General features: G+C 70.6%; 22 protein-coding genes. 4 read left to right on the forward strand and 18 right to left on the reverse strand.

Translation table 11 applies throughout. The features are described 5' to 3' along the window. Positions 1–75: 75 nt before the first annotated feature. On the forward strand, positions 76–885 hold the full coding sequence (locus AC07NS_RS16295; RefSeq protein ID WP_494604846.1) for a hypothetical protein: 810 nt from the start codon (positions 76–78) through the stop codon (positions 883–885). On the opposite strand, the gene arsC is transcribed toward AC07NS_RS16295, so the two are convergent. From arsC to AC07NS_RS16330, 7 genes are all read right to left on the reverse strand, one after another. Continuing rightward, positions 875–1,282 (reverse strand): arsenate reductase (glutaredoxin), encoded by a 408-nt coding sequence (gene arsC, locus AC07NS_RS16300; protein WP_494604848.1) that lies wholly within the window; start codon positions 1,280–1,282, stop codon positions 875–877. The genes AC07NS_RS16295 and arsC overlap by 11 nt on opposite strands. Further along, positions 1,279–1,953, reverse strand: coding sequence for an MIP/aquaporin family protein (locus tag AC07NS_RS16305; protein WP_494604850.1), 675 nt, complete (start codon positions 1,951–1,953; stop codon positions 1,279–1,281). The genes arsC and AC07NS_RS16305 overlap by 4 nt, the downstream gene beginning before the upstream one ends. Before the next feature lies 1 nt (position 1,954). After that, on the reverse strand, positions 1,955–2,296 hold the full coding sequence (locus AC07NS_RS16310; RefSeq protein WP_494604852.1) for an ArsR/SmtB family transcription factor: 342 nt from the start codon (positions 2,294–2,296) through the stop codon (positions 1,955–1,957). A 37-nt stretch (positions 2,297–2,333) separates the two neighbouring features. Then, positions 2,334–3,524: a patatin-like phospholipase family protein gene (locus AC07NS_RS16315; RefSeq protein WP_494604854.1), complete on the reverse strand. Its 1,191-nt coding sequence runs from the start codon at positions 3,522–3,524 to the stop codon at positions 2,334–2,336. Between the two features lie 98 nt (positions 3,525–3,622). Then, positions 3,623–3,979, reverse strand: a complete 357-nt coding sequence (locus AC07NS_RS16320; protein ID WP_494604856.1) for a PilZ domain-containing protein — start codon at positions 3,977–3,979, stop codon at positions 3,623–3,625. Positions 3,980–3,989: 10 nt separating this feature from the next. Continuing rightward, positions 3,990–5,183: an FAD-dependent oxidoreductase gene (locus AC07NS_RS16325; protein WP_494604858.1), complete on the reverse strand. Its 1,194-nt coding sequence runs from the start codon at positions 5,181–5,183 to the stop codon at positions 3,990–3,992. Positions 5,184–5,426: 243 nt separating this feature from the next. Next, positions 5,427–6,845 (reverse strand): amino acid permease, encoded by a 1,419-nt coding sequence (locus AC07NS_RS16330; RefSeq protein WP_494604860.1) that lies wholly within the window; start codon positions 6,843–6,845, stop codon positions 5,427–5,429. A gap of 182 nt (positions 6,846–7,027) precedes the next feature. Between AC07NS_RS16330 and AC07NS_RS16335 the strand changes: the two genes are divergently transcribed. Beyond that, a complete protein-coding gene (locus tag AC07NS_RS16335) occupies positions 7,028–7,600 on the forward strand; it encodes a DUF2939 domain-containing protein (RefSeq protein ID WP_494604861.1) in 573 nt (190 codons plus the stop codon). Positions 7,601–7,790: 190 nt separating this feature from the next. Here the strand turns inward: AC07NS_RS16335 and AC07NS_RS16340 are convergent, their stop codons facing one another. Continuing rightward, positions 7,791–8,903 (reverse strand): serine hydrolase domain-containing protein, encoded by a 1,113-nt coding sequence (locus AC07NS_RS16340; protein ID WP_494604863.1) that lies wholly within the window; start codon positions 8,901–8,903, stop codon positions 7,791–7,793. A 230-nt stretch (positions 8,904–9,133) separates the two neighbouring features. On the opposite strand from AC07NS_RS16340, the gene AC07NS_RS16345 reads away from it, so the two are divergent. Further along, positions 9,134–10,069 carry an AEC family transporter gene (locus AC07NS_RS16345; protein WP_494604865.1) on the forward strand — a complete coding sequence of 312 codons (936 nt, stop codon included), beginning with the start codon at positions 9,134–9,136 and terminating at the stop codon, positions 10,067–10,069. 164 nt (positions 10,070–10,233) lie between these two features. On the opposite strand, the gene AC07NS_RS16350 is transcribed toward AC07NS_RS16345, so the two are convergent. From AC07NS_RS16350 to AC07NS_RS16395, 10 genes are all read right to left on the reverse strand, one after another. Further along, positions 10,234–13,260 carry a sensor histidine kinase gene (locus AC07NS_RS16350; RefSeq protein WP_494604866.1) on the reverse strand — a complete coding sequence of 1,009 codons (3,027 nt, stop codon included), beginning with the start codon at positions 13,258–13,260 and terminating at the stop codon, positions 10,234–10,236. Further along, positions 13,257–13,913, reverse strand: a complete 657-nt coding sequence (locus AC07NS_RS16355) for a response regulator transcription factor (protein WP_110121527.1) — start codon at positions 13,911–13,913, stop codon at positions 13,257–13,259. The genes AC07NS_RS16350 and AC07NS_RS16355 overlap by 4 nt, the downstream gene beginning before the upstream one ends. A 127-nt stretch (positions 13,914–14,040) precedes the next feature. After that, positions 14,041–14,835: an alpha/beta hydrolase gene (locus AC07NS_RS16360; RefSeq protein ID WP_494604868.1), complete on the reverse strand. Its 795-nt coding sequence runs from the start codon at positions 14,833–14,835 to the stop codon at positions 14,041–14,043. Between the two features lie 19 nt (positions 14,836–14,854). After that, positions 14,855–15,469: a helix-turn-helix domain-containing protein gene (locus AC07NS_RS16365; RefSeq protein WP_494604870.1), complete on the reverse strand. Its 615-nt coding sequence runs from the start codon at positions 15,467–15,469 to the stop codon at positions 14,855–14,857. 162 nt (positions 15,470–15,631) lie between these two features. Then, positions 15,632–16,315, reverse strand: coding sequence for a YoaK family protein (locus AC07NS_RS16370; RefSeq protein ID WP_494604872.1), 684 nt, complete (start codon positions 16,313–16,315; stop codon positions 15,632–15,634). Positions 16,316–16,317: 2 nt separating this feature from the next. Then, positions 16,318–17,667: an alginate export family protein gene (locus AC07NS_RS16375; RefSeq protein ID WP_494604874.1), complete on the reverse strand. Its 1,350-nt coding sequence runs from the start codon at positions 17,665–17,667 to the stop codon at positions 16,318–16,320. Then, complete coding sequence (locus tag AC07NS_RS16380) at positions 17,664–18,062, reverse strand: DoxX family protein (RefSeq protein WP_494604876.1); 399 nt, start codon at positions 18,060–18,062, stop codon at positions 17,664–17,666. Before AC07NS_RS16380 ends, AC07NS_RS16375 begins: the two co-directional genes overlap by 4 nt. Further along, positions 18,062–19,936: an amidohydrolase gene (locus AC07NS_RS16385; protein WP_494604878.1), complete on the reverse strand. Its 1,875-nt coding sequence runs from the start codon at positions 19,934–19,936 to the stop codon at positions 18,062–18,064. The genes AC07NS_RS16380 and AC07NS_RS16385 overlap by 1 nt, the downstream gene beginning before the upstream one ends. Positions 19,937–19,979: 43 nt before the next feature. Beyond that, entirely contained in the window at positions 19,980–20,264 is a 285-nt protein-coding gene (locus AC07NS_RS16390; protein ID WP_494604880.1) for a XapX domain-containing protein, read from the reverse strand. Positions 20,265–20,330: 66 nt separating this feature from the next. Then, on the reverse strand, positions 20,331–20,984 hold the full coding sequence (locus AC07NS_RS16395) for a hydrolase (protein WP_494604882.1): 654 nt from the start codon (positions 20,982–20,984) through the stop codon (positions 20,331–20,333). A gap of 410 nt (positions 20,985–21,394) precedes the next feature. On the opposite strand from AC07NS_RS16395, the gene AC07NS_RS16400 reads away from it, so the two are divergent. Continuing rightward, positions 21,395–24,205, forward strand: coding sequence for a TonB-dependent receptor (locus tag AC07NS_RS16400; protein WP_494604884.1), 2,811 nt, complete (start codon positions 21,395–21,397; stop codon positions 24,203–24,205). Positions 24,206–24,314 lie beyond the last annotated feature (109 nt).

A 24,314-nucleotide genomic window follows, 5' to 3' on the forward strand; every position in this document is an offset into this window, starting at 1 on the left:
CTCGCCACGATCCTGACGCGGGGGAGTGTTCACCTGCACGGGCGTCGGCGTTCCGGCGCTCGCCACGGACGCGTGATGCCAAGACCGCTGATCGACCAACCCGCCCGCCGCCGCCCCTCGCGCGCGACGCAGCTGGCGGCCGGCCTGGTCAGCGTCGGCGCCCACGGCCTGGCCCTGCTGGCGGTGCTGATGGCCCAGCCGGAGCCGCGTCCGCCCGAGCCCGAGCCGATCGCGGTCGATCTCGTCCAGCCCCCTCCCCCGCCGCCGCCCGAGCCGGAGCCCAAGCCGCCGGCCCTAGAGCCGAAGCCCGAACCCACCCCCGCCCGGCCGCCCTCGCCCGCCCCGCCCAAGCCGGACCCGAAGCCGCCGACCCGCACCGCCCGCCCGGCCGTGCGCCCGCCCGACGTCCAGCCTCTGGTCGCCACGCCCGCCGACACCACCATGATGGCCGCCGAACTGGGCGAAGCCGATCTCGCCGGCGCGACCACCGTCGGGACGGGATCCGGCAACGGCGCGGGCGACGGCGCCAGCTGCGACATGGTCCGGCGGCTGCAAGCGGCCCTGCGGCGCAATCCCCGCGTCCGCTCGGCCCTGGCGTCGGCGCATGGCGAGGCCGCCGCTTCGGGCAAGGCGGTGCTGGTCTGGCGCGGCAAGTGGCTGCAGAGCCCCGGCCAGGTCGGCAAGGGCCTGGCGGGCGTGCGCGAGGCGATCATCATGGAGGTCGGCTTCGCTCCGGCCGCCTGCCGCGCCGACCTGATGCGCGGCCTCGTCGTCGTCAGCCTGGCCGACGGCCCCGGCGCGCCGCGCCTGGCGCTGGGCGACGCCTCCTGGCGCTGGTCGGACCTGCTGTTCGCCCCAGGGACGCGACGGCCGTCTAGAGGATGACGACTTCGCCGTCCTCCTTGGTGAAGCTGGCCGGACGGCGGTCCAGCAGGTCGAGCACCCGCTCGGACGGCCGGCACAGGGCCACGCCCTTGGGCGTCACCACGATCGGACGGTTCACCAGGATCGGCTGCTCGACCATGGCGTCGAGAATGCGCTCGTCGGAAACCCCCTCGGCCAGCAGGTCCAGCTCCTGCGCCGGCGTTCCCTTCTCGCGGATCAGGTCGCGAAGCGGCAGGCCGGCGCGGGCGGCGAGATCCCGCAACTGCTCGGCGGTCCAGCCGGCTTGCAGATACTCGACGACGACCGGCGCGTAGCCGGCGGCTTCGACCATGGCCACGACGTTGCGCGAGGTGCCGCAGGCGGGGTTGTGGAAGATGGTGATCGGGAAGTCGGTCACGACGCGGTCTCCGCTTTCAGCAGCCAGCCGAAGACGCCCGCCGCCAGCAGGGCGCCGGCGAACTGGGCGAGGATGAAGGCCGGGACGCAGGACGGCGCGATCCCGGCGAAGGTGTCCGACAGGCTCCGCGCGATCGTCACCGCCGGGTTGGCGAACGAGGTCGAGGCCGTGAACCAGTAGGCGGCGGTGATGTAGAGCCCAACCGCCATCGGCGTGCTCTCCGGCTTGAACCGCACGGTCCCCAGGATCGTCGCCACCAGGCCGAAGGTCGCCACCACCTCGGCCAGGGCCTGGGCGCCGCCGGCCCGCAGCTTGGTGGAAACCTGGACGATCGGCTCGCCGAACATGGCGTGGGCGATCCAGACGCCCAGCACCGCGCCGGCGACCTGCACGACCAGATAGGCCAGCGCCAGCCGCCAGGGCAGCTCACGCCGCAGCGCCGCGACCAGGGTCACGGCCGGATTGAAGTGCGCGCCGGAGATCGGTCCGAACACCCCGATCAAGACGACCAGCGCAGCCCCCGTGGCCAGGGTGTTGCCCAGCAGGGCGACGGCGACGTTCCCGCCCGCCAGGCGCTCGCCCATGATCCCCGAGCCGACCACCACCGCCAGCAGCAGGGCCGAACCGAGAGCTTCCGCGACGAGGCGCCGCGACAGGTCGAAGCGCGCCATGTCAGCAGCAGGCCCCAGCCTTGGCGACGATCGCGCCCAGTGGGGCGCAGATCTGGGGCGAGCCGTTGCAGCAGTCCTCCATCAGGAAGCCCAGCAAGCCGCTCATCGCGCCGTAGTCGGCCGAATAGATGATCGACCGGCCCTCGCGCCGCGAGGTGACCAGGGCCGCATGCGACAGGACGTTGAGATTGGCCGACAGGCTGTTGGGCAGGACATCCAGCGTCCGGGCGATGTCGCCCGCCGCGATGCCGACCGGCCCGGCCTTCACCAGCAGCCGGAAGATCGCTAGGCGTCCCTCGTGGCCAAGGGCGGAGAGCATGGCGGCGGCGCGATTTGATTCCATATTTCCAATATTCTGGAAATATGGCGAAGATCAACGACTATCGCGCAGGCGGCGCGTCGATGACGATGAGGCCCGTCGTGGCGACCTTCTCCGGCTCGACCGGCTTCCAGTCGCCCCAGGCCTTGCCAGAGCGCCCCTGCCGACGGCCGATCTCGAACAAGCGGCGCATGGAAGCGTCGCTGAAATCCAGGCTGTTGGCGTCGGCCTCGTCGGGCACGGCGGCGACGCGGAACGCCAGTCCGTTGCGCTGGGCGAAGGCGCCGGTCGCCGCCAGATGGGCCCGCGTGGAGGCCTTGCTGGCGCTGTAGTAGCTGCGCTTGAGAATGGCGGTCAGCTTGCCGGCCGTGACCGCGTCACGCCGTCCCAACTGGCCGTTGACCAGCACATAGATGGAGCCGGCCTGCACCTTGTCGGTCGCCCGGGTCCAGAGAAGGAGGCTCTCGGGCACGGCCAGGAACGGCGTGTTGACCCCGCCGTCGGCATGCATCTCCTGGATGATCCGGCCGTCCTTGGCCCTGCCCGCGATCAGCACCGGAGGAAAGACGCCGGGAATGCTGGCCGAGGCCACCAGCACGTCCTTGAACAGCTTCAGCCCCTGTGGACCGCCCTGCTTGGCGATCAGGCCCATGTCCCAGATCACCGTCTCCTCGCTGTCGAGATTGGTGGTCGCCACCAACAACCGGCGCCCCTTGTCGTGCTCGCCGGCCACGGCCGCGAGAAGCTGCGGGGTCACGGCCTTGTCGACCAGCTTGCTGAGGGCCGAGCTGCTGTAGAGGCTGGGCGAGGCGAAGGTCGCCAGCTGCCGCCAGGCCAGGATGTCCTTGGCCGCACCGCCGGAATAGGCCTCCGCCAGTTGGGGATCCCAGCTCTTGCCCAGAAAGGCGAAGGGCGCGGCCAGGGCGCCCGTGCTGACTCCGGTGACGATGCGGAAGTCCGGCCGCTGGCCGCTCTCGGTCCAGCCGGTCAGTACGCCGGCGCCATAGGCGCCGTTGGCTCCCCCGCCGGAAAGGGCAAGGATCGCCGTTGGACCGCTTTCCGGGCCGCCCATGATCTGGCGTTCGAGCTGGCGCACCGGCGCTGCGTCGCTGGCGACGATGCGCGGATCGGCGGTCGGGATCACCGCGCCGGGCGCGACCCGGACCACGCCTTCCGGCGGCCGGGCGAGCGTTCCGCAAGCGCCCAGCAGCAGGCAGGCGGCCAGCCCCGCGGCACGAAGAAGAGAGGTCACGCGATCACCCTTGGCGTCTGTCCAGATCGGTCAGACGCTGCAACGCACAAACAGCCGGGCGGTTGGCCCAGCTTGCCGTTGGGGAATGCGGAAAAGTTCTAGTTCGGGCCGGTGTCGCTGGGCCAGGGACCGATCATGTCGACCACGCGCCCCGCCCCTTCGGCCCCGCCGAGGGCCTCGGTGAAGGCGCGGCTCTCGATGAACTGCAGGCCCATCTGGCCGTCGCCCTGCCAGACCATGCGGGTCAGGTGGACGAGACGCCGGGCCGGGTCGACCAGGTGCAGCGGCCCGGCCTGCGGTGACAGCTCCGGTCCGGCGATGCGGGCGCCGCCCTTGGCGATGTCGATCAGCCGGCAACGCAGCGGCTCGCCGCCCACCACGAGGTAGGCCTTGCGCGAGGCGGGGTAGCGTCGGTAGGCGCGCTTTTCCATTCCCTGGACTTCAATCTGGCTCATCGCGGCGATTCTACACCCGACTTGGTGAATACAGCTTTGCGATTGTACGAACCGCGTCTTCGGCCTCGGCGCGGTCCGGCGTCTCGTCGGCGACGCCGTAGCCGAACATCTCGCCGTCGCCCACCTGCTGCACGACGATCCCGTCCGGGCGCGGCAGCACCGAGACGTGGCGATAGTAGAGGCCGTAGCGGACCTCGGGCTGCGGGGCCAGCCAGGCGATCTGGCCGCGCACCGGCGTGACGCTCTCGTCCTTCCACAGCGCCCGCGCGCCATAGCCCGTGCAGTTGACGACCACCGGCTCCCTCAGGCGGGCCAGATCGGCGGGCGTGTCGAAGGCCATGGTCTCGATCTTCCCGCCCTCGAGCAGGAAATCGGTGGTCAGCTGGTGGGCCAGGTCGGCGACGTTGAACTGCATCTGCACGCCCCGGCGCGCGCGGGCGACCGGGAACGGATGCGCGCCCGGCGGCAGGTCGCGCATGCTGGGCACCAGGCCCGCCAGCCGCTCGTTGTAGGCGGCGAAATGCACCGGCGGAGCGGCGTTGACCGGACCGGGCCCGCGCGGCGCCGGCAGGGCGTCGAACAGGGTGTAGCGGTCGCTCCACGCCACCGGTTCGCCCGGCAGGCCCAGCAGGGTCTGATAGGCGGCGTAGGAGGTGCGGGCCATCCGCTCCCACAGCGCCGGAAAGTCGGCGGCCACCTTGTCGGCGTCGGCGATCCGGCTGTCGGGCGACCAGGTGCCGGTGGCCCGGGCCGAGCGGGTGTAGGGCGTGCGCTCCTTGGCGTAGATCGTCACCTTGGCGCCGGCCCGCTGTAGGGTCAGGGCCGTGGTCAGGCCGATGGCGCCGCAACCGATGACGGCGACCTCGCGGGTTCCGCCCTCCAGCGCCTTGCCCGCCGCGATCTCGGCCGAGCCCCACGACAGCGACCAGCCGCTGCCGCCGTGGCCGTAGTTGTGCACCACGCGTTTTCCCGCGACGGTCTCGACGTCGAGGCGCGGACCTGCCGCCCGGAACGGACGCAGGCAGACGGTGATCTTGGTGATCCGGTCGACCTCCATCCGCAGCGGCGCCAGCGGCGGAGCGAGGAAGCCGGTCGGCCCCGGGGCCGGAAGCACGCGCCCCGTCGTGGCGCAGGCCGACAGGCTGGCGGCGCCGAGGCCGCCCAATCCCGCCAGCACCGCCCGCCGGCTGCTCGTACGCGCCATGCCCCGCCTCCTGGAAATCCAGGGGCGAGCCTAGAGGCCCGGGGAAAGCCAGGGCAAGGCGCGAGGACGGATGGTCCCCAGGAAGATGAGAACTGACCCAAAACGACGAACCTCCCCCTCTGGGGGAGGCGATCGCGCAGCGATCGGTGGGGGGAGCGACTGCAGGATCAACTCATTCAGCGGAAGCTGAGAACGTCGCCCCTCCGGCCCTCGGCCGCCTCCCCCAGAGGGGGAGGTTCCAGCCTACCCCGCCAGCTTCGAATGCTTGCGCGAATAGCCGAAGTACATGACGCAGGCCGCCGCCGCCCACAGGCCGAACAGCACGTAGGTGTCCCACGGCAGGCCGATGATCAGGTAGAGGCAGAAGGCCACGCTCAGCACCGGCAGCACCGGATAGAGCGGAACCTTGTAGCCGCGCGGCAGGTCGGGCCGGGTGCGCCGCAGGATGATCACCCCGGCCGAGACGATGGCGAAGGCGATCAGCGTGCCCATGCTGGTCAGGTTGACCAGCACGTTCAACGGTACGAAGGCGGCCAGGAAGGCGATGAAGGCCGCGACGATCACGGTGTTCCAGACCGGCGTGCGGGTGCGCGGGTCGGTCTTCTGGAAGAGGCGCGGCAGGAGGCCGTCGCGGCTCATGGCGAACAGGATCCGCGTCTGGCCGTACATGACCACGAGCGTGACGCTGAAGATCGAGATGATCGCGCCCAGGCACAGGATCAGCGAGGTCCAGCCCGCGCCGGTCAGGTTGCGCAGGATCACCGCCAGGCCCGCCTCCTGGCCGGCGAAGGCGGTCCAGGGCTGGGCGCCGACGGCGGCCACGGCCACCAGCACGTAGACGGCGGTGACGATCAGCAGGCTCAGCACCACGCCCAGCGGCAGGTTGCGGCGCGAGTTCTTGACCTCGTCGCCGGCGGTCGAGACCGCGTCGATGCCGATGTAGGAGAAGAAGATCGACGAGGCGGCCGCCCCGATCCCGGCCACGCCCATCGGCGCGAACGGCTTGAGGTTCTCCGAGTGGAAGCCGGTGAAGGCGATCACCACGAAGAACAGCAGCACCAAGAGCTTGGCCACCACCAGCACGGCGTTGACCGTGGTCGATTCCTTGGCCCCGCGCAGCAGCAGCACCATGCACGAGCCGACCAGCACCACCGCCGGCAGGTTGAACACCCCGCCCTCTCCCGGCGGCGCGGCCAGGGCCTCGGGCAGGCGCCACTGGAAGAGGTCGAAGAACAGCTCGTTCAGGTACTGGCCCCAGCCCACGGCGATGGCCGAGGCCGAGACGGCGTATTCCAGCAGCAGGCACGCCCCGACCAGGAAGGCGACGAACTCGCCCAGCGTGGCGTAGGCGTAGGAATAGGACGAGCCCGACACCGGGATGGTCGAGCCGAGCTCGGCGTAGCACAGGGCCGTCAGGGCCGCGGTGATCCCGGCGATGACGAACGAGACGATGACCGCCGGCCCGGCCAGCGGCACGGCCGTGGTCAGGGCCACGAAGATGCCGGTGCCGATCGTGGCCCCGACGCCCAGCATGGTCAGCTGGAACAGGCCGATCGAGCGGTGCAGTTCGCCCGACAGGTCGTTGGGATCATCGTCCCCCTCGGCCGCGATCGCGCCCACGGGCTTGCAGCGGAAGAGATCGGCGAGACGCAGGCCGGCCATGGGCGCTCCGGAAATTCCTCAGGGGCGGCGGGCGCTTAAGCCAGACCGCGAGCGGCGACCCCATAGAGCGCCCAGGCCCGTCAGGAAAGCGGATTCCATCAATGGAACTCCCGGCGCGCGAACGCCCTTGCAGGAAGGGCATGAATGCCCTTTCTAGACAGCGTTAACCGTGCGGGGGCGCAATGACTTTGCAGAAGCGGATCTGGGACCTCATCGTCCTGGCGATCTTCGTGTTCGCCGCCGCCTACGCCACGGCGCCCTGGTTCGCGTTCCGCGCCCTGAAGGCGGCCGCCCAGTACGAGGACGTGCAGGCGATCGGCGAACTGGTCGACTTTCCCTCGGTGCGCCGCAGCCTGACCGGCCAGCTGGACGAAACCGCCCCGGCCGCCAAGCCCGAGGCCCCGTCGATCTGGAGCAACCCGCTGGGCGTCTTCAAGCGCGCCATCGAGCCGATCGCTCCGCCCGAGCCCAAGGTCGACCGCTATCTCACCGTTCCGGGCCTGCAGGCCCTGACCCGCGGCTACGCCCCAGGCGCGGCCCCGCTGTCGCCGCCGCGCCCGCCGACGGTGCTGGCCCGCATGCAGGCCGTCGTGCGCGGCCCCTATCCGACCATCGCCTACTGGGACCCCAACCGCGTCCGCATCGCCGTGCGCCGGCCGGACGCCAAGGACAAGGCGACGATCTTCACCTTCCAGCGCCGGGCGCTGTTCGAGTGGAAACTGGTCCACATCCGCCTGCCGGGCGACGAGCGGTAGGCGGAACCGGCCTTCATCTGCTTGCGACCCCCAATCCGTCCTTCCCCGCGAAGGCGGGGATCCAAGCTGATGTTCAAGAGGCGGCGCGGCCGTGGATCACCTGCGGACTCGGCTTGGGTCCCCGCCTTCGCGGGGATGCTCGGTGAAAAATCGGCTGTCGTTCCTGAATCTCGATCCGACCTAGGCGTTCTCAGGCCACGTAGGCCTTCTGGAACTGTTGGGCGAGCTTGAGGGCGGCGCCCTTCGAGGCCTGCGGGCCGGCGTTTGTCGCGGCGATGATCGCCGCGCCGCGGCCGGGCGCGATCAGCACCACCTCGTGCCACAGGGTGTTGGAGCCCTCGTGGGCCAGGATCGGTCCCCGACTCCAGGGCTTTTCGGGCACGACCACCCAGCCCAGCGCATAGGTCGCGCCCGGCGCGGGCGTCGTCAGGCGACGGATGCTGTCGGGCGAGAGGATCGCGTTGTCCTTCAGGAACAACCGGGCGAAGCGGGCGTGGTCCTGGAGCGTCATGTGCACCGTGCCGGCCGGACCGAGCGCTGGCGGATTGTCGGCCGGTCCCGCCGGATCGACCGGCGTCAGACCGCCGCCCGGCGCGGACACGTGCCCCCAGGGGACGTCGCCCTTCGGCGCGCCGAAGCCGGCGCTTTCGATCCCCAGCGGCTGGAACAGGCGCGTGCGGATCGCCTCCTCCCAGGCGACGCCGGTGATCGCCTCGATCGCCGCCCCCGCCAGGACGTAGTTGAAGTTGGCGTATTCGAAGGCGCCCGGCTTGCCCGTGGGCGGCGCGGCCAGCACCTGCGCCGCGACCTCGGCCCGCTGGACGGGAAGCGGCCGCTTGTCGAGATTGGCGCGGACCAGCCATGCGCCGGCCATCACCGGCCCGTCGCGAAGGCCCGCGCTGTGGCTCATCAGTTGCTCGATCGTCGTTTCGCGCCAGGCCGGGTCGAGCTTCACGTTCGGAAACAGCGCGCCAAGCGTCGCGCCCCACTTGGCCTGGCCGGCCTCGACCAGCCGGGCGTAGAGCGCCGCGGTCATCGCCTTGGTGTTGGAGCCGATGTGCCAAGGGTCGCCCGCCTCGACCCGGTCGGGCGCCCCCGCCCGGCGCACCCCGCCGACGGCGGTCAGGATCGTCCGCTCGGCGCTGGAGACCAGGCCCGCCACGGCCGGAGCCCCAGTCTCCGCCAGCACCGCCGTCGGATCGACGGGGCCGGCCGGCAGGTCCGAAACCTGGCGCGCGGCCGCCAGGGACGGCGACGCCCCCGCCACGGCGGCCAGGGCGAGCAGTCGGCGGCGGTCGAGCATCGGTTCGCTTCCTTGCGAGGAGGAGCCCCGTTGAAACTCAACCGCTGGGCGGTGGCAAATGAAGGATCGGTAAGCCGCCCCTCCCGCCCCCCGACTCTCTCGTCGCGGAAGCCGTACAGTCGTAGCGACGCTTTTGACCCCGGCGCGGGACGGGTGGTATCAGCGACCCTGCGTTTTCCGCCGAGGCCCTCGCGCATGACCCTGTTCCCGCCCGCCAAGGCGTATCCGGCGTGATCGCCCTGACGCTGGAGGTCCTGGCGCGGGCCCTGCCGTTCTTCATGCTGGTCGGAGCCGGCGTGGTGCTGGCGCGGCTGAGGCTGTTCGACGGGCGCATGGCCCAGGGCCTTTCGGCTTACGTCTACTGGATCGGCTTTCCGGCCCTGCTGGTGCATTCCCTTTCGCGAATGGGCCGGCCGGGTCACGACCTGACCCTGGGCCTGGCCGCCTACGCCGGCTGCCTGGCGGCGATCATGGGGCTGCTGGTGCTGGCGGGTCTCGCCTTGCGCTGGACCCGCGAGGAGCGGGCCGGAACGGCCATGGCCGCCGGCGTCGGCAACAGCGCCTTCCTGGGCCTGCCGGTGGCCGCCGCCGTGTTCGGACCCGAGATCGCCCGCCTGGGCGCGGGTCTCGTGGCCGTCGACTTCGTGCTGGCCACCGCGCTCGGCGTGGCCCTGCTCGGCTGGGCCGGCGGCCGTTCGGTCTGGCGCTCGACCATGCAGGCCTTCCGCAACCCGATCGTCGCCGCCGCCCTGTTCGGCGCGGCCCTGGCCCTGATCGGCTTGCAACTGCCCGGCGTGCTCGACCGCGCGGTCGGCGCGGCCGCCGCCTCGGGCAGCCCGGTCGCCCTGGTGGCGCTGGGCGTGGTGCTGGGCCTGCCGGTCGAGGCCGACGTCCCCGCCCCGCGCTGGAGCCCGGTGATCGCCGCCGCCCTGGCCAAGCTGCTGGTCCTGCCGCTGCTGGTCTGGACCGTGGTCGGCCTGACCCCGGCCCCCGACGCCTTCCGCCTAGCCGCCACCCTGCTGGCGGCGACCCCGACGGCGGTCAACGTCTTCATCCAGACCCGCGCCTACAACGTCTTCGCCCGCGGCGGCGCCAGGGTCGTGGCCCTGACCACGGTGGCCGCCTGCGTCACCCTGTCAGCCGTGGCGGTGTGGCTGAAGAGCTGACGGGCTCCTCCTTCATCCCGTCATTCCCGCCCTTGTGGCGGGAAACCCTGGCTCCGCTCGCACGGGCGGCGCAAGCGGCGTGCTCAGCACGCCGCCACACTCTCAATTACGGCTGATAGAGGGGTTCCCGCCACAAGGGCGGGAATGACGGGAGGTGGGGAAGCCTACCCCGCCCTCTTCCGCCCCAGCCGCGCCAGCCAGGGCTGGGTCGGGTAGGCGATGGCGCCGGCGACGCTGAGGGTGATGGTGGTGCCCTTGCCGGCGGCGCTTTCGATGGCCAGCTGGGCGCCCATCTTGCTGGCCCGTTCGTGCATGCCGATCAGGCCGTAGTGGCCCTCGCGGCTGGCCCAGGCCATGCGGTTGGCGCCGATGCCCACCCCGTCGTCGCGGATGGTGACCTGCAGCTGGCGCACGCCGTAGGAGACGCGCACCTGCACCTGGCCGGCGCGGGCGTGGCGGGCGGCGTTGAACAGGGCCTCGCCGCCGATGCGGACGATCTCCTCCTGCACCAGCGGCTGGATGGCGCGGGCCACGCCCTCGACCACCAGCTCGACCTTCACGCCCGGCTCGAACGGCTGCTCGGCCATCAGCTCGCGCAGCTGGATGTCGAGACGGCGGGTCTCGCGGCCGCGCAGGTCGCGGACCCGGTCGCGGCCCTCGACCAGCATCTGGTCGGCGCGGTCCAGCGCCTGGTTGATGACGTCCTTGGCCGGCAGGTCGTCGGGGATCTGATAGGCCACCGACTGAAAGCGCATGATCAGGCCCTGGACGCTCTGCAGCAGGGTGTCGTGCAGCTCGCGGGCGATGCGCTCGCGCTCGGCGGCGCGCTCCTCCAGCCGGTCCTTGATCTGGGCCGACACCCGCCGCAGCCGCAGGGCGTAGACGCCCCACAGCGCCAGGCCCACGGCCGCCATGCACAGCAGGCGGAACCACCAGGTCTCGGCCAGGGTCGGCGGGATGGTGACGACCACCTGCGCGCCCTGCTCGTTCCAGACGCCGTCGTTGTTGGCCGCCTTGACCCGGAAGCGGAAGGTCCCGGGGCGAAGGTTGTTGTAGAGCACCTCGCGTCGGCCGCCGGCGTCCACCCAGTCGCGGTCGACGCCCTCCAGCCGGTACTGGAAGCGCACCCGACCGGGCACGGCGAAGCTGAGGGCCGTGTACTGGATGCGCAGGCTGGTCGTGCCGGCCGCCAGGCGCACGGCCGAGGGGTCGGCGAAGCGTCGCTCGCCCGCCACCACCGCGCGGATCGCCACCGGCGGCGGCACGGCGTTGAACGCCAGGCGGGCCGGATCGACGACCAGCACATTGCGCCGGGTCAGGATCCAGATGCGGCCGTCGCCGCCGGCGGCGATCTGCGCGCCGGGCGACTTCTGCACGAAGCTGTTGAGGCCGTCGCGGAAGTCGAACACCTGTCGGGCCAGCGGCGCGCCGGGATGGTCGAGGGCGCGGTCGAGATCGGCCGAGCGCATCCGCACCACGCCGGCGTCGCCGATCGTCCAGGTGTCGCCGGCCGGGGTCTGGACCAGCCCGTTGACCGAGGCCAGCCACGGATAGCGCTCGGCGTCGAGGGTCGCGGTCTTGCCGTCGCGCAGGCGGGCCAGGCCCTGTCCGCCGCTGAGATAGAGCGCCGCCGCGCCGGGCAGAACGCCCTCGATCTCGCCGATCGAAAAGCGCTCCTTGTACAGCGGCTCGAACGGCGGGCGCCCTTGCAGCGGCGGCGGGGTGCGGAACAGGATCGCCGCCCGGCCGTCGGGCTGGACGGCGGCGTTGGAGGCCACGCCCAGGGTCGGCGACAGGTCCGGCCAGCGGTTCCAGGCCCCGCCCTCGCGCCAGTAGAGGCCCTTGTCGAGCGCGGCCATCCAAAGTCGACCCTCGCTGTCCTCGGCGCAGCCATAGGCGCTAGCCTCGGCCGGCTTAGGATAGGTCTCGACCTTGCCGGCCCGCACCTTCAGCACGGTGTCGCGCAGGGTGACCCAGACGCCGTCGTTCTCGTCGGCGCAAAGCGCGCCCGCCGACCAGCTGGTCTTGGCCACGGGCCTGGGCGCCTTGCCCGGCGCGATGGCGTAGACGGTGTGGGCGTCGGCGACCCAGACCGTACCGTCGCGGGTGGCGGTCATGCGATAGCCGCGCGCGGAGTTGGGCGGGATCGCCTGCTCCACGACCACGCTGGCCGGCCGCATCATGTCGAGCCCCAGCTCGGTGCCGAACCAGACATTGCCCTCGCGGTCCTCGAACACGGCATGGGTCTGGTCGGAGGTCAGGCCGTGCACGGCCTTGTAGGCCTGGATGCGCAGGCCCGCCGCGTCGGCGCTGCGGGCCGCGACGCCGGGCGCGGGAATGTGCACGACGCCGTCGGTCCAGGTCGCGCCCCACAGGTCGCCCTTGTGATCGAACAGGATCTTCGAGCCGCCCACCTCGTCCTGGCGCGGATAGGCCCGGGTCAGGGACGAAGCGGCCGGGGCCTCGCCGGCCAGCAGCCGCACGCCCTTGGTGTCCGACACCCAGAGCCGGCCCAGAGCGTCCTGCGCCAGGCTGGCCCGGCGGGCGACCTTGACGCCGGTGGCCGAAAATCGAGCCTGGCCCGGCGCGCGGCGCAGCACCGTGTCGCCCAGCACCAGCCACTGGACCCCGTCGCGGCTGAAGAAGACCTGCCAGACCTCCTGCTCGGGCACCCCGACCTCGGCCCCGAACTCCTGCCAGCGGCCGTCATGCCAGCGGGCCAGGGTGTTTCGCTTGCGACCGCCGCGTGCGACCCAGATCCCGCCCTCGCGGTCTTCGGCCAGGCTCGTGACCTCGCGCGAGGGATTGGGCATGCGAGCGTCGATCAGCTGGCCGTCGCGATAGACCGCCACCCCGCCGCTGCGACCAAGGCCCACCCACAGCGCGCCCGACTTCGCCCCCAACACCTGCGAGACGTTCAGTCGCCCGGGCTTGGGTCCGCCGCGCTGGATCTGCTCGAAGGCCACGCCGTCGAAGCGGAACAGGCCATCGACGCTGCCGATCCACAGATAGCCGTCCTTCGACTGGCCGATGCTGTTGACCCGGCTGGGCGCGCCGCCCTCCAGCGACCAGCTGACCCGCTTGTACTCGGCCAGGGGCTCGAGCCCCGGCGCGGCCTGCGCGGAAACCGCGAGGCCGAGAGCGAGCGCGACGCCCGCCAGTCCGGTGCGAAAGCCCCCCGCCCGGCTCAAAGGTCGATGATGCCGCGCTTGGCGGCCACGGTCACCGCGTGGGTCCGGTCGTTCACATAGAGCTTGGCGAAGATGCTCTTGATGTTCGACTTGATGGTGTCTTCCGAGAGGTTCAGCTCGCGGGCGATGTGCTTGTTGGAGTTGCCGTTGGCGATCAGCTGCAGGACGGTGATCTCGCGGGCGTTCAGCGTCTCGTCGATGGCGTGGATGGCGATGCGCTCGGCCACCTCGGCCTGAAGATGGCGGCGGCCGGCGTGGACGCCGCGAATGGCGTCCAGCAGGTCGCGGCGCAGGCTGCTTTTCAAGAGATATCCCGCCGCCCCGGCGCGCAGGGCGTGCAGGGCCTGGGCGTCGCCGGTGAAGGTGGTCAGCACGATGATCCGCGCCTCGGGATGGGCCCGGCGGATGGTCTCGATGGCCACCACGCCGTGGCCGGGCATCTGCAGATCCATCAGGGTGATGTCGGGGCGCAGCGCCTCCCAGCTGGCGACCGCCTCGTCGCCGGTGGCGGCCTCGCCGACCACGACCATGTCGGCCTGCGTCTCCAGCACCGAGATCACCCCCTCGCGCAGCATCGGGTGGTCGTCGGCGATCAACACGCGGATACGCTCGTCGCTGGCAGGGGACGCGCCGCTGGCGGGGTACTCGTTCATTTCGGCGGCGTCCGGGGACCGGTCCTTGCGCATGGGACTCGTACAGGTGACGTGTTTGGCGAACCGCGACCATACACGAAAGCGGCGCAGCATTACCCTTTCGGGGGTTGACGCGGAACCGCTCGGATCAAGCTTCCACGGGAATAGGACGCCCATTAGCTAGCGCCCAGTCGAGGGCGAAGTCGGCGACGTCCTCCCAGCCCGGCTCGTTGCACAGCCAGTGCGAGCGGCCCGAGAAGCATTGCAGGTCGGTGCGCGAGGCCGCGCGACGCTGCTGGCGGGCGCTGGCGGCGACCATGGCCACCGGCGCGACCCGGTCCTCGTCGCCGGCGATCAGCAGCAGCGGCGGCCGGCGACAGCCCGTTCTCTTGCGACGCCTCCAGGGGCCGAGCAGGGCCTGGCGCACCACCCGAGCCGGCGCCGACACGATCTGCTCGGCATAGGCGGCGCGGCGCTCGGTCTCGGGCAGGGTCTGGGCGAACAGGGCGGAAAAGCGCTCCAGACTCAGCGGCGCGGCGCCGTCCCAGTCGCGCCAGCGGGCCAGGATCCGGCGCAGGGCCCAGGCCGCGCGCGGCCGCTCCAGCAAGCCGAACGGCGGGGTCGAGGCGATGGCCACTCCGCAGGCGCCGCAGCCGCGATCCAGCAGAAGCTGCACGACGAGGCCGCCGAAGCCGTGGCCGATCAGGATCGGCGGCTCCGAAAGCGCGGCGGCGCGGACGGCGTAGCTTTCGACCACCTCCTCCAGGCTCAGCCGGCCGAAGGCGCGGGGCGGCGCCCGGCGCAGGGTCTCGACCGGCGCGTCCAGCAGCGGCCAGGCCGGCGCCAGCACGCTCAGGCCACGCGCGGCGTAGCGGTCCTGGAAGCGATCCCAGTGCCTGGGCGTCAGCCAGGCGCCGTGGATCAGCAGGACGGTGGCGGTCACGATGGGGTCCGATCCTTGATCATTCCGCCGCGATCAGCGGCCAGGCGGCCTCGCGCTCGCCGCCGCGCAGGCGACGCCAGACGCTGGGCGACTGGCCCTCGAAGCGGCGGAACATCCGGCAGAAATGGGCCTGGTCCGACAGGCCGCAGGCCAGGGCGATGGCGGCCAGGCTGTCGCCGGTCGACAGCATCATGTCCTTCGACCGGGCGATCCGGCGGCGGTTGACATAGGTCTTGGGCGCGTCGCCGAAGCTGGCGCGGAAGGCCCGCGAGAAGTGGCTGGGGCTGAGGCGGGCGGCGGCGGCCAGCTCGGCGCTGGTCACCCGGTCAGCCAGCCGCGCCTCGACCAGCGCCTTGACCCGCAGCACCTGCCAGGGGGCCAGGCCCCCGCGTTGCAGGGCCGGCGAGGCGGCAGGCCCGCCCGCCGTCTGGGGAGCGAAGCTGCGCGAGGCGGCCGCATCGATCTGGGGGAGCAGCCTCACCGCCACGGCGATGCAGCGTTCGGCGTCGGCGGGGTCGGTCGCCAGGACGTGGCGGGCCTGCTGCAGCAGTTGGCGGATCTGGTCGTGAGCCGGTTCGGCGTCGGTTTGATCGCCTGCTTCGGGCGCGCGGGTCATGACGGTCTGGGCTTGCATCGTCGCTCTCTCGGGAAGGTGGTCAGTCCAGGACGCCGCCGACAACTTGCCGGCGCAGGAGCAAACTCAACCAAGGCGCGCTTGCGCGCCATTCCCGCACGGGTGAAGCGCACTCACCCAGGCGGGTGAAGAATCCCGCCCCCGGATGAGACCGCTAACGCGTCACCCCGCCTTCACCGCCACGCCCCGCGCTTCGTCCGAGAACAGCGACAGCAGGCCCAGCGCCGCCGACGGCCAGAAGGCCGCGGGCCCCAGCAGGGCGAAGGCCAGGGCGCCCAGGCCGCAGCCGGCCGCGAACAGGCCGACGGCGACCGACAGCTTCCTGATCCGGGCGATCGAGGCCCCCCGATCGGGTCCCCGGCGGATCAGTTCGGCGACGTCGAGCATGATCTGGGTGGTCGAGCCGGTCATCAGGGTGGTGGGCGGCGCGGTCGGGATGTGCACCCGGTGGGCGGCGTTCTGGATGGCCATGGCGCAGACGAAGATGGCCGCCACCAGGATCAGCTGCCAGCTGTCGCCCTTGGCGAACGGCGCCAGCGCCACGGCCAGGGCCGAGCCGGCGACCAGCAGCAGCGTCTTCACCCCCAGCATGATCCGCAGCACCGGCAGGCCCTCGGCCTCCAGCCGGAACGTCACCAGCCGGCTGATCACCACCGCCGCGCAGAAGATCGGCAGCACCAGCAACTTGGCGATCGCTCCGTCGGCCCCGTGGATCATCGCCGCGCCGAAGGTGACGAAGTTGCCGGTGACGTGGGCGACGAACAGGCCCTGCAAGGCCAGGAACCCGACCGTGTCGAGATAGCCGCCGTTGAAGCTCATCACCTTGGAGAGGCTGGGAAAACGCATGGTCACCATCCGTACTTGAGCTCGACGCCGAGATAGTCGCTGTCGTCCCGGCCGGCGGCGCGCAGGGCGCTTCCGGCCTCGAAATGGACGGCCTCGACCGTGCCCGTCAGGCTGCGATTGAAAGCGTAGTCGGCCCGCAGGTGGGCGTAGGCGCCGGTCCAGCGTCCGCCCTGCCCGGCCGTGCCGGCATAGGCCGTGAAGGGCTGGCCGTAGATCGCGTCGGCGCTCGTGCGCCGCCACTGGCCGGCCAGGGCCGCCATCACCGTCAGCTTGCCCGTCGGCGCCACCGTCACCGAAGGCTTCAGGTGAACGATGTTGGCGTAGCCGGTGTAGCCGGCGCGGGTGAAATAGGCGGCGTTGGGATAGAGCGGATTGAAGGTGCCGAGCCGCCCATCACCCTTTCGGGTGTCGCCGCTGGCCAGGTCGCCCTGCAGCCCCAGGCGCGGCGCCCAGGGGACGCCATCGAACGTCCAGCCGCCCCGCGCCCCGGCCGCCCAGGCGCGGACGTCGGCCGCACCGACCTCGCCCCGTTGGCTCATGGCCTCCAGGTCCCAGTCGAGACCGCCCGCCTTGCCGGCGTAGCGCAGGTCGTAGACCTGCCGATCCTCCTGCCCCACCGCGTCGCCGTAGCGGGCGGCCGAGCGGGCCAGGCGGCCGGCATAGGCCGACACCGCGCCGCCGAAGGCCTTGCGTTCCACCCGCGCGAAGTCGAGCCGCACGTGACCGCTGGACGTGTCGTCGAAGGCCTCGTCGTCGGCATATTGCACCGGCTGGCTGACGACGCCGGCCAGGGTCCAGGCACCGCGGCTCCAGTCGACCCAGACCGCGTCGAACGACTGGCGCACGCCCGGACCGTCGCGGGCCGACAGGAAGCGCTGCTGGTCGATCGGGAAGTCCTGCCGGCCGACCCGCACCGTCGCCTTGCCGCCGGCCAATTGGCCCACGCGGTCGACGAAGGCCAGTCGCAGGTCCAGGCGGTCGGCGTCGGCCCCGCCGACGTGACGGCGGCCGAAGGCGCGCACGTCCTCCAGCATGACGAAGGCCCGCCAGCCGCCGGCCCGCGCGTCGGCGTGCACCTGAAGCCGCTGCGACAGGCTGGTGTCGGGCGCCTCCTGGCCGAAGGTCGCCGCGTCGCCCAGCTCCAGCCGCTCGCGCAAGGTCAGGCCCAGCGACAGGAAGGCGTCATCGCCCAACGGGATGTACTTCAGCCCGTCCAGGGGTTCGGCTCTCTTCGCCGGATCGGCCAGGACCGACCAATCCTCTTGCCAGCGGTTGACCTTGATCGCGGGACGCTCGGCCGCCAGGGCCGGAGTAGCCGCGAGGACGAACGCCGCGGCCGCCAGCATCCTCATGACCGCGCCCTGGCGTCGAGATCGTGCCAGGCGACCAGCAGGAAGCCGCCCACCAGTCCCAGGTGCTCGAAGAAGCTGTTGGTCGCGCCGAACCGCTCGGGCGGCGCCATCTCCCAGAAGCGATTGGCCATGAAGGTCGCCGCGAAGGTGAAGGCCGCCAGGGCCAGCGCCCCCAGCCAGCGCAGCCGCCCGCTGAGGATCATCGCCGAGGCGGCCAGCTCCAGAACGATCACCGCCACCGCGAAGGGCGCGGCCGGCGTCAGGCCGAAGTGGGCCATCTCGCCGACGGCCCCGCCGAAGTCGAAGGCCTTGGTCAATCCGCCCTGGATATAGGCGGCGCACAGGCCCAGCAGCGCGATCCAGCGCACCGCCGGCGAGGTGAGGACCGCCCGCATCAGACCGCCCAGCAGGCGCAGCCCAGCGCGCCCCAGAACGACTTCAGGTCGCTGATCGGCAGGCTCTTGGTCCAGGCCGTGGCGTGGTCGTGGCCGTGCACCCCGCAGCCGCTGGCGCAGGCGCACGACGCGGCCGCCTGGCGACGCAGGGCGACGTCCTTCTCGGGCTCGGCCCAGGCGGCATAGCCGCCGAACACCCGCACCGGCGACCAGTCGGGCATGGCCGGCGGCACCTCGTTCTCGTCCAGCTTGGCGAAGTCGCCCGCGCCATAGACGATCTTGCCGCCGACCATGGTCAGGTCGGAGGTCAGGTCGGCGATCTCGTCCTCCGGCACGCCGAAGAAGTCGCGGTCGGGCACGATCAGGTCGGCCAGCTGGCCTTCGACGATCCGGCCCTTCTTGCCCTCCTCGTTGGAGAACCAGGTGACGTTCTCGGTCCACATGCGCAGCGCCGCCTCGCGGTCCAGGCAGTTGCGCTGCGGATAGATCCGGGCGCCGCCGACGGTCTTGCCGGTGATCATCCAGGCCAGCGAGACCCAGGGATTGTACGAGGCCACGCGCGTCGCGTCGGTGCCGGCCGAGACCTTCAGCCCCTTCTCCAGCATCCTGGCGATCGGCGGCGTCGCCTCGGCCGCGGCCGCGCCATAGCGCTCGAGGAAGTATTCGCCCTGGTAGGCCATGCGGTGCTGCACGGCCACGCCCCCGCCCAGGGCGGCGATGCGGTCGATCGACTTTTCCGAGATCGTCTCGGCGTGGTCGAAGAACCAGTTCAGGCCTTCGAGGGGAACGTCCTTGTTGACCTTCTCGAACACGTCCAGCGCCCGGTCGATGGTCTCGTCATAGGTGGCGTGCATCCGCCAAGGCCAGCGGTTCTGGGCCAGGATGGTGACCACCTCCTCCAGCTCGCCCTCCATCTGCGGCGGCATGTCGGGGCGCGGCTGGCGGAAGTCCTCGAAGTCGGCGGCCGAGAACACCAGCATCTCGCCCGCGCCGTTGTGGCGGAAATAGTCGTCGCCCTGCTTGTAGGTCGAGGTCTTCGTCCAGTTCAGGAAGTCGTCCTTCTCGCCCTTGGGCTTCTGGGTGAAGAGGTTGTAGGCCAGACGGATGGTCAGCTGGTTGTCGTCGGCCAGCTTCTGGATGACCTCGTAGTCGTCCGGATAGTTCTGGAAGCCGCCGCCGGCGTCGATCGCCCCGGTCACGCCCAGCCGGTTCAGCTCGCGCATGAAGTGGCGGGTCGAGTTGACCTGGTAGTCGAACGGCAGCTTCGGCCCCTTGGCCAGGGTGGCGTAGAGGATCTGGGCGTTGGGCTTGGCCAGCAGCAGGCCGGTCGGATTGCCCTGGCTGTCGCGGATGATCTGGCCCCCGGGCGGTTCGGGCGTGTCGCGGTCGTAGCCGATCACCCGCAGGGCCGCCGCGTTCAGCAGGGCGCGGTCATAGAGGTGCAGGATGAACACCGGCGTGTCGGGCGCCACGGCGTTCAGCTCCTCGATGGTCGGCAGGCGCTTTTCGACGAACTGGTGCTCGGTGAAGCCGCCCACCACCCGCACCCACTGCGGCGGCGGGGTGATGGCCACCTGGCGCTTGAGCATGCCCATGGCGTCGGCCAGCGAGCGCACGCCGTCCCAGCGCAGCTCCATGTTGAAGTTCAGCCCGCCGCGGATGATGTGCAGGTGGTTGTCGATCAGGCCCGGCAGCACCCGGCGGCCCTTCAGGTCGACCACCTTGGTCGCCGGCCCGGCCAGGGCCATGACCTCGGTCTCGGTCCCCACGGCGGAAAAGCGTCCGCCGGTCACGGCGACGGCCTGCGCGTTGGGATTGCCACGGTCCAGCGTCGTGAAGCGGCCGTTGCGCAGGATCAGGTCGGGCGAGGTCATGCGGATACTCCGGGGGAACTGGGGCCGAGGGAACTGGGAGACGTCAGGCTTGGGGATGGGGCGACTCGGCGCGCGCCTGCTCGGGGGGCTTCACGGCCCCCGGCAGGCTGCCGAACATGTGCGGCGCCACCTGATGGCGCAGCCACGAGACGGCGGCCGGCTGGCGGGCGGCCAGACTCTTGACCAGCGGCGGGATCTGCTCGCCGACCAGTATGCCGAACAGGCCGATCAGGGCCACGACCGGCGGCGCGGGGGAACGCACCTGCACCAGGGCGTAGAACACGCCCACGGCCAGGCCCGCGGCGAGCGACAGGAGATAGATCTTCATCTTGGGACGCCTTGTTGAAAGGCGGTCCGCGCCGACCTGGAAGGTCGGCCGGCGCGGGCCGGTTCGTCAGCCCTCGTGGGCGTTGAACATGGTCTTGGCGTAGATGATGCCCAGGCCGTAGCCGCCGCCGAACTTCTTGGCGATGCCGGTGGTCAGGTCGTAGGTCTCGCCCCGCGCCCAGTCGCGCTGCAGCTCCAGCAGGTACTGCAGGGCCGTCATCGGCCGCGCGCCGGCCTCGATCATGCGCTGCACGGCCCGCTCGTGGGCCTCGTCGGAGATGTCGCCGCAGGCGTCGGTGATGACGTAGACCTCGAAGCCCTGCTGCAGGGCCGACAGCGCCGGGCCGACGATGCAGACGCTGGTCCACAGGCCAGCCAGCACGATGCGGCCCTTGCCGATCTTGTTGACCTCTTCGATCACGCCGGCGTCTTCCCAGCTATTCATCGAGGTGCGGTCGACCAGGGCCTTGCCCGGGAACGGCTCGGTGACCTCGGTGAACATCGGGCCCGAGAAGCTCTTTTCGGCGACCGTCGTCAGGATGGTCGAGACGCCGAAGCCGGCCGCGCCGCTGGCCACCAGGGCGGCGTTGTTGCGCAGGCTGACCGGGTCGATCGACTTGGTCGCGAACGCCATCTGCGACTGGAAGTCGATCATGATCAGGGTGTGGTCGGTCGGGGTGATCAGTTGATCGCCGGGGGTCGGGGTGGCCGTGATCGGCATCGACGGTGTCCTTGGATAGCGGAGGGGATTGAACGCCGCCGATAGTGTCGGCCGAGGTCCGCTGGGTCTTGTTTAGGTCGGCCTCGATTTGGCCGCGCGGGCTGTGCGGACGTCGCCTTCGGGGTGATGGCGGGCAGAGCCGAACCGGGCCCTTCCGATACCGGCGATATGTTTTCCCTCAACCTGCGGCGCTGAAAAAGCCAAGCAAATCCTCACGTTGCCGCGATTAGCCAGATCGACGCTTTCAGCCCATTTCTAATGAGACATATCGTATCCCACTCGACATTTCTGGAGCGAGGCGGTTATCATCCCGATTATCGGGATAAGTTCCCACAATATGAAAACTGATGATCTCGGCGTCGCCCTCCCCCCGGGTTGCCTCCGAGCCACGTCAGACACAGGAGGAAACGATGAAGTCGTCGACCAGCGCGCAACTGTGGGCGGGTGTTTCGAGCGTCGCGGTGGCCGCCGCCGTGTTCGCCGCCCCGGCCATGGCCCTCGCCCAGACCGCGCCCGCCGCTCCGGCCGGCCAGACCGTCGAGCCCGACGCGGTCGAGGAAGTCGTCGTCACCGGCATCCGCGCCTCGCTGCGCAGCGCCATGGACACCAAGCGCAACTCGCTGCAGGTGGTCGACTCGATCTCGGCCGAGGACATCGGCCAGTTCCCCGACAAGAACCTCTCCGAGGCCCTGCAACGGGTGACCGGCGTGCAGATCAGCCGCCAGGACGGCGAAGGCCGCGGCGTCAGCATCCGCGGCGCCGATCCCAGCCTCAACCGCGTCGAGATCAACGGCTCCTCGGCCCTGTCGCTCACCGTCGGCGGCAGCGACCGCGCCGTGGACTTCCGCGACATCCCCGTCGAGTTCGTTTCGCGCCTGGACGTGGTCAAGTCGCCGACCGCCGACATGGCCGAGGGCGGCATCGGCGGCACCGTGCGGGTGATCACCCGCCGGCCGTTCGACAGCAAGGATCCCTATGTCGCCGGCTCGATCCAGGGCGTCTATTCGAACCTGGCCAAGGAATACGACCCCAAGGTCGCCCTGATCGGCAGCCGCACCTTCTTCGACGACAAGCTGGGCGTCCTGCTGTCGGGCACCTGGGAAAACCGCCACCTCAACAGCAACAACGCCCGCACCACCGGCTGGATTCGCCGGGCGGCCACGGCCACCGGCACGGGCGCGACGCCCGGGCGCAGCACCGACGTCAACAATGACGGCACGCTGGACTGGATCCCCGAAATCCCGCGCCTGATCATCGACCGCCGCGAAACCGAGCGCAAAGCGCTGAGCAGCGTCGTCGAATGGCGGCCGACCGACAACTTCAAGGCCTATTTCGACGCCACCTACGCCACCGCCAGCGAGAAGGTGAACAGCTCGTTCCTGCAGCTGGGCGCCTCGGGCGGCCTGATCGACTACAGCAAGACCACTCTGGGCGCCGACAACACGGTCAACCACATCGAACTGACCAGCGACGCCAACTTCCCGATGGACCTGGCCTACCGCAACATCCTGGGCGGGCTGAAGCGCACCCAGTACACGACCGCCGTCGGCGGCGAGTGGAAGCTCGACCACTGGGTCTTCGACGCCCGCTTCGACTATTCGAACGCCGAGGTCCAGAACAACGAGATCAACTCCACCGCCACGGTGTTCGGCGTGCCGCGCGCGATCGTCGACTACACCGGCGGCCAGGGTTCGCCCAACTTCTCGTTCCCGGGCCTGGACGTCACCACCGGCCAGGGCGTCAAGCGGATCGACGCCCTGTTCAACCCGCGCAACAACACCTCCGAAGAGACCGCCCAGCAGTTCAACGTCACCTACAAGCCGGAAAGCTCGTGGCTGACCTCGATCAAGGCCGGCGTCCAGGCGCGGCAGTTCGAGACCGACCAGATCCTCTACCAGCGCACCACGCGCCTGAACTGCCGCAACGACGCCAGCAGCGGCGCCGTGGTCGCGGTGGCGACCTCGTGCGCGACGCTCGAGAACATCGTCAACATCAACTCGATCGTGAACAGCATCCCGTTCTTCGAGACCGGCGACCTGGGCTATTCCGGCGGCATCCGCCAATGGAACGACAACACCATGGGCACCTACGCCGCCACCCTGGCGACGGCGGGCCTAGTCAACGACGTCTACGGCGTCAACCCCAACGCCAACACCGCCGAGACCTATGGCGGCCGCGGCACCTTCCAGGCCTTCCTCGACACCTGGTCGGTGGAGGAGAAGACCCGCAGCGCCTACGTCCAGGCCGCCTTCGACTTCCGTGAACTGCCGGTGGGCATCAGCGGCACCCTGGGCGTGCGCGTGGTCGACACCGAGACCGTCTCCACCGGCTACAACCGCGTGCAGACCGGCACCACGGCCGCCCCGATCGTCAACTTCGTCAAGGGCGAGCAGGACGGCGGCTACACCAAGACCCTGCCGTCGCTGAACCTGCGGTTCGAGTTCATCCCCGGCAAGCTGATCGGCCGCGCCGCCGCCAGCAAGGTGATGGCCCGCGCCGCCCCCAGCCAGCTGGCCCTGCGCCGCAGCATCGACCAGATCGGCTTCACCGGCTCGCGCGGCAATCCGGACCTGCAGCCCTTCGAGGCCACGGCCTACGACGCGGGCCTGGAGTGGTACTTCGCCAAGGACAGCTTCGTCTCGGCGACCTACTTCCGGAAGGACATCTCGTCCTTCATCATCAACCAGACCACCTCGGAGGTCATCGACGGCCAGACCTACGCCATCTCGAGCCCGGTCAACGGCACCGACGAGGTGACGATCAACGGCCTGGAGATCGGCGGCCAGTACGCCTTCGACTTCCTGCCCGCGCCGTTCGACGGCTTCGGGGTGCTGGCCAACTTCACCTACCAGAAGGACAAGGGCTTCAAGGGGGTCAACCTGCTGACCAACGAGATCCTGCCGTTCCCGGGCCTGTCGCGTAAGAGCTACAACGTCTCGCTCTACTACGAGAACGACAAGTTCAGCGCCCGCGCCTCGTACAACTGGCGCGACGACTGGCTGATCACGGCCGTCGGCCGCGGCAACCTGCCGGAGTTCAACAAGGCCTTCGGCTCGCTCGACGCCTCGGCCAGCTACAACGTCAACGACAAGATCACCGTCTTCGTCGAGGGCGTGAACCTGACCGACGAGGTGCGCATCGAATACAACAGCGCCGCCCGCCGGATCGGCAACGAGACCTTCGGCTCACGCTACTTCTTCGGCGTGCGCGCGAAGTTCTAGGAGCTCGGGCTTCAGATGACAGGGGCGCTCTTCCCGAAAGGGAGGAGCGCCCCTTTTCGTTTGCCCCCTCGCCCGTCATCCCGGGCGGGGGGAACACTCAAAAGCGAGG

Source organism: Caulobacter sp. GW821-FHT10A10 (assembly GCF_059415745.1).

Excerpts from the sequence above, each read along its gene's own strand:
- AC07NS_RS16295 (WP_494604846.1), top strand. The coding sequence starts at position 76 with ATGCCAAGACCGCTGATCGACCAACCCGCCCGCCGCCGCCCCTCGCGC.
- AC07NS_RS16305 (WP_494604850.1), bottom strand. The coding sequence starts at position 1,953 with ATGGCGCGCTTCGACCTGTCGCGGCGCCTCGTCGCGGAAGCTCTCGGT.
- AC07NS_RS16310 (WP_494604852.1), bottom strand. The coding sequence starts at position 2,296 with ATGGAATCAAATCGCGCCGCCGCCATGCTCTCCGCCCTTGGCCACGAG.
- AC07NS_RS16320 (WP_494604856.1), bottom strand. The coding sequence starts at position 3,979 with ATGAGCCAGATTGAAGTCCAGGGAATGGAAAAGCGCGCCTACCGACGC.
- AC07NS_RS16325 (WP_494604858.1), bottom strand. The coding sequence starts at position 5,183 with ATGGCGCGTACGAGCAGCCGGCGGGCGGTGCTGGCGGGATTGGGCGGC.
- AC07NS_RS16330 (WP_494604860.1), bottom strand. The coding sequence starts at position 6,845 with ATGGCCGGCCTGCGTCTCGCCGATCTCTTCCGCTGCAAGCCCGTGGGC.
- AC07NS_RS16335 (WP_494604861.1), top strand. The coding sequence starts at position 7,028 with ATGACTTTGCAGAAGCGGATCTGGGACCTCATCGTCCTGGCGATCTTC.
- AC07NS_RS16340 (WP_494604863.1), bottom strand. The coding sequence starts at position 8,903 with ATGCTCGACCGCCGCCGACTGCTCGCCCTGGCCGCCGTGGCGGGGGCG.
- AC07NS_RS16355 (WP_110121527.1), bottom strand. The coding sequence starts at position 13,913 with ATGAACGAGTACCCCGCCAGCGGCGCGTCCCCTGCCAGCGACGAGCGT.
- AC07NS_RS16365 (WP_494604870.1), bottom strand. The coding sequence starts at position 15,469 with ATGCAAGCCCAGACCGTCATGACCCGCGCGCCCGAAGCAGGCGATCAA.
- AC07NS_RS16370 (WP_494604872.1), bottom strand. The coding sequence starts at position 16,315 with ATGCGTTTTCCCAGCCTCTCCAAGGTGATGAGCTTCAACGGCGGCTAT.
- AC07NS_RS16375 (WP_494604874.1), bottom strand. The coding sequence starts at position 17,667 with ATGAGGATGCTGGCGGCCGCGGCGTTCGTCCTCGCGGCTACTCCGGCC.
- AC07NS_RS16380 (WP_494604876.1), bottom strand. The coding sequence starts at position 18,062 with ATGCGGGCGGTCCTCACCTCGCCGGCGGTGCGCTGGATCGCGCTGCTG.
- AC07NS_RS16385 (WP_494604878.1), bottom strand. The coding sequence starts at position 19,936 with ATGACCTCGCCCGACCTGATCCTGCGCAACGGCCGCTTCACGACGCTG.
- AC07NS_RS16390 (WP_494604880.1), bottom strand. The coding sequence starts at position 20,264 with ATGAAGATCTATCTCCTGTCGCTCGCCGCGGGCCTGGCCGTGGGCGTG.
- AC07NS_RS16395 (WP_494604882.1), bottom strand. The coding sequence starts at position 20,984 with ATGCCGATCACGGCCACCCCGACCCCCGGCGATCAACTGATCACCCCG.
- AC07NS_RS16400 (WP_494604884.1), top strand. The coding sequence starts at position 21,395 with ATGAAGTCGTCGACCAGCGCGCAACTGTGGGCGGGTGTTTCGAGCGTC.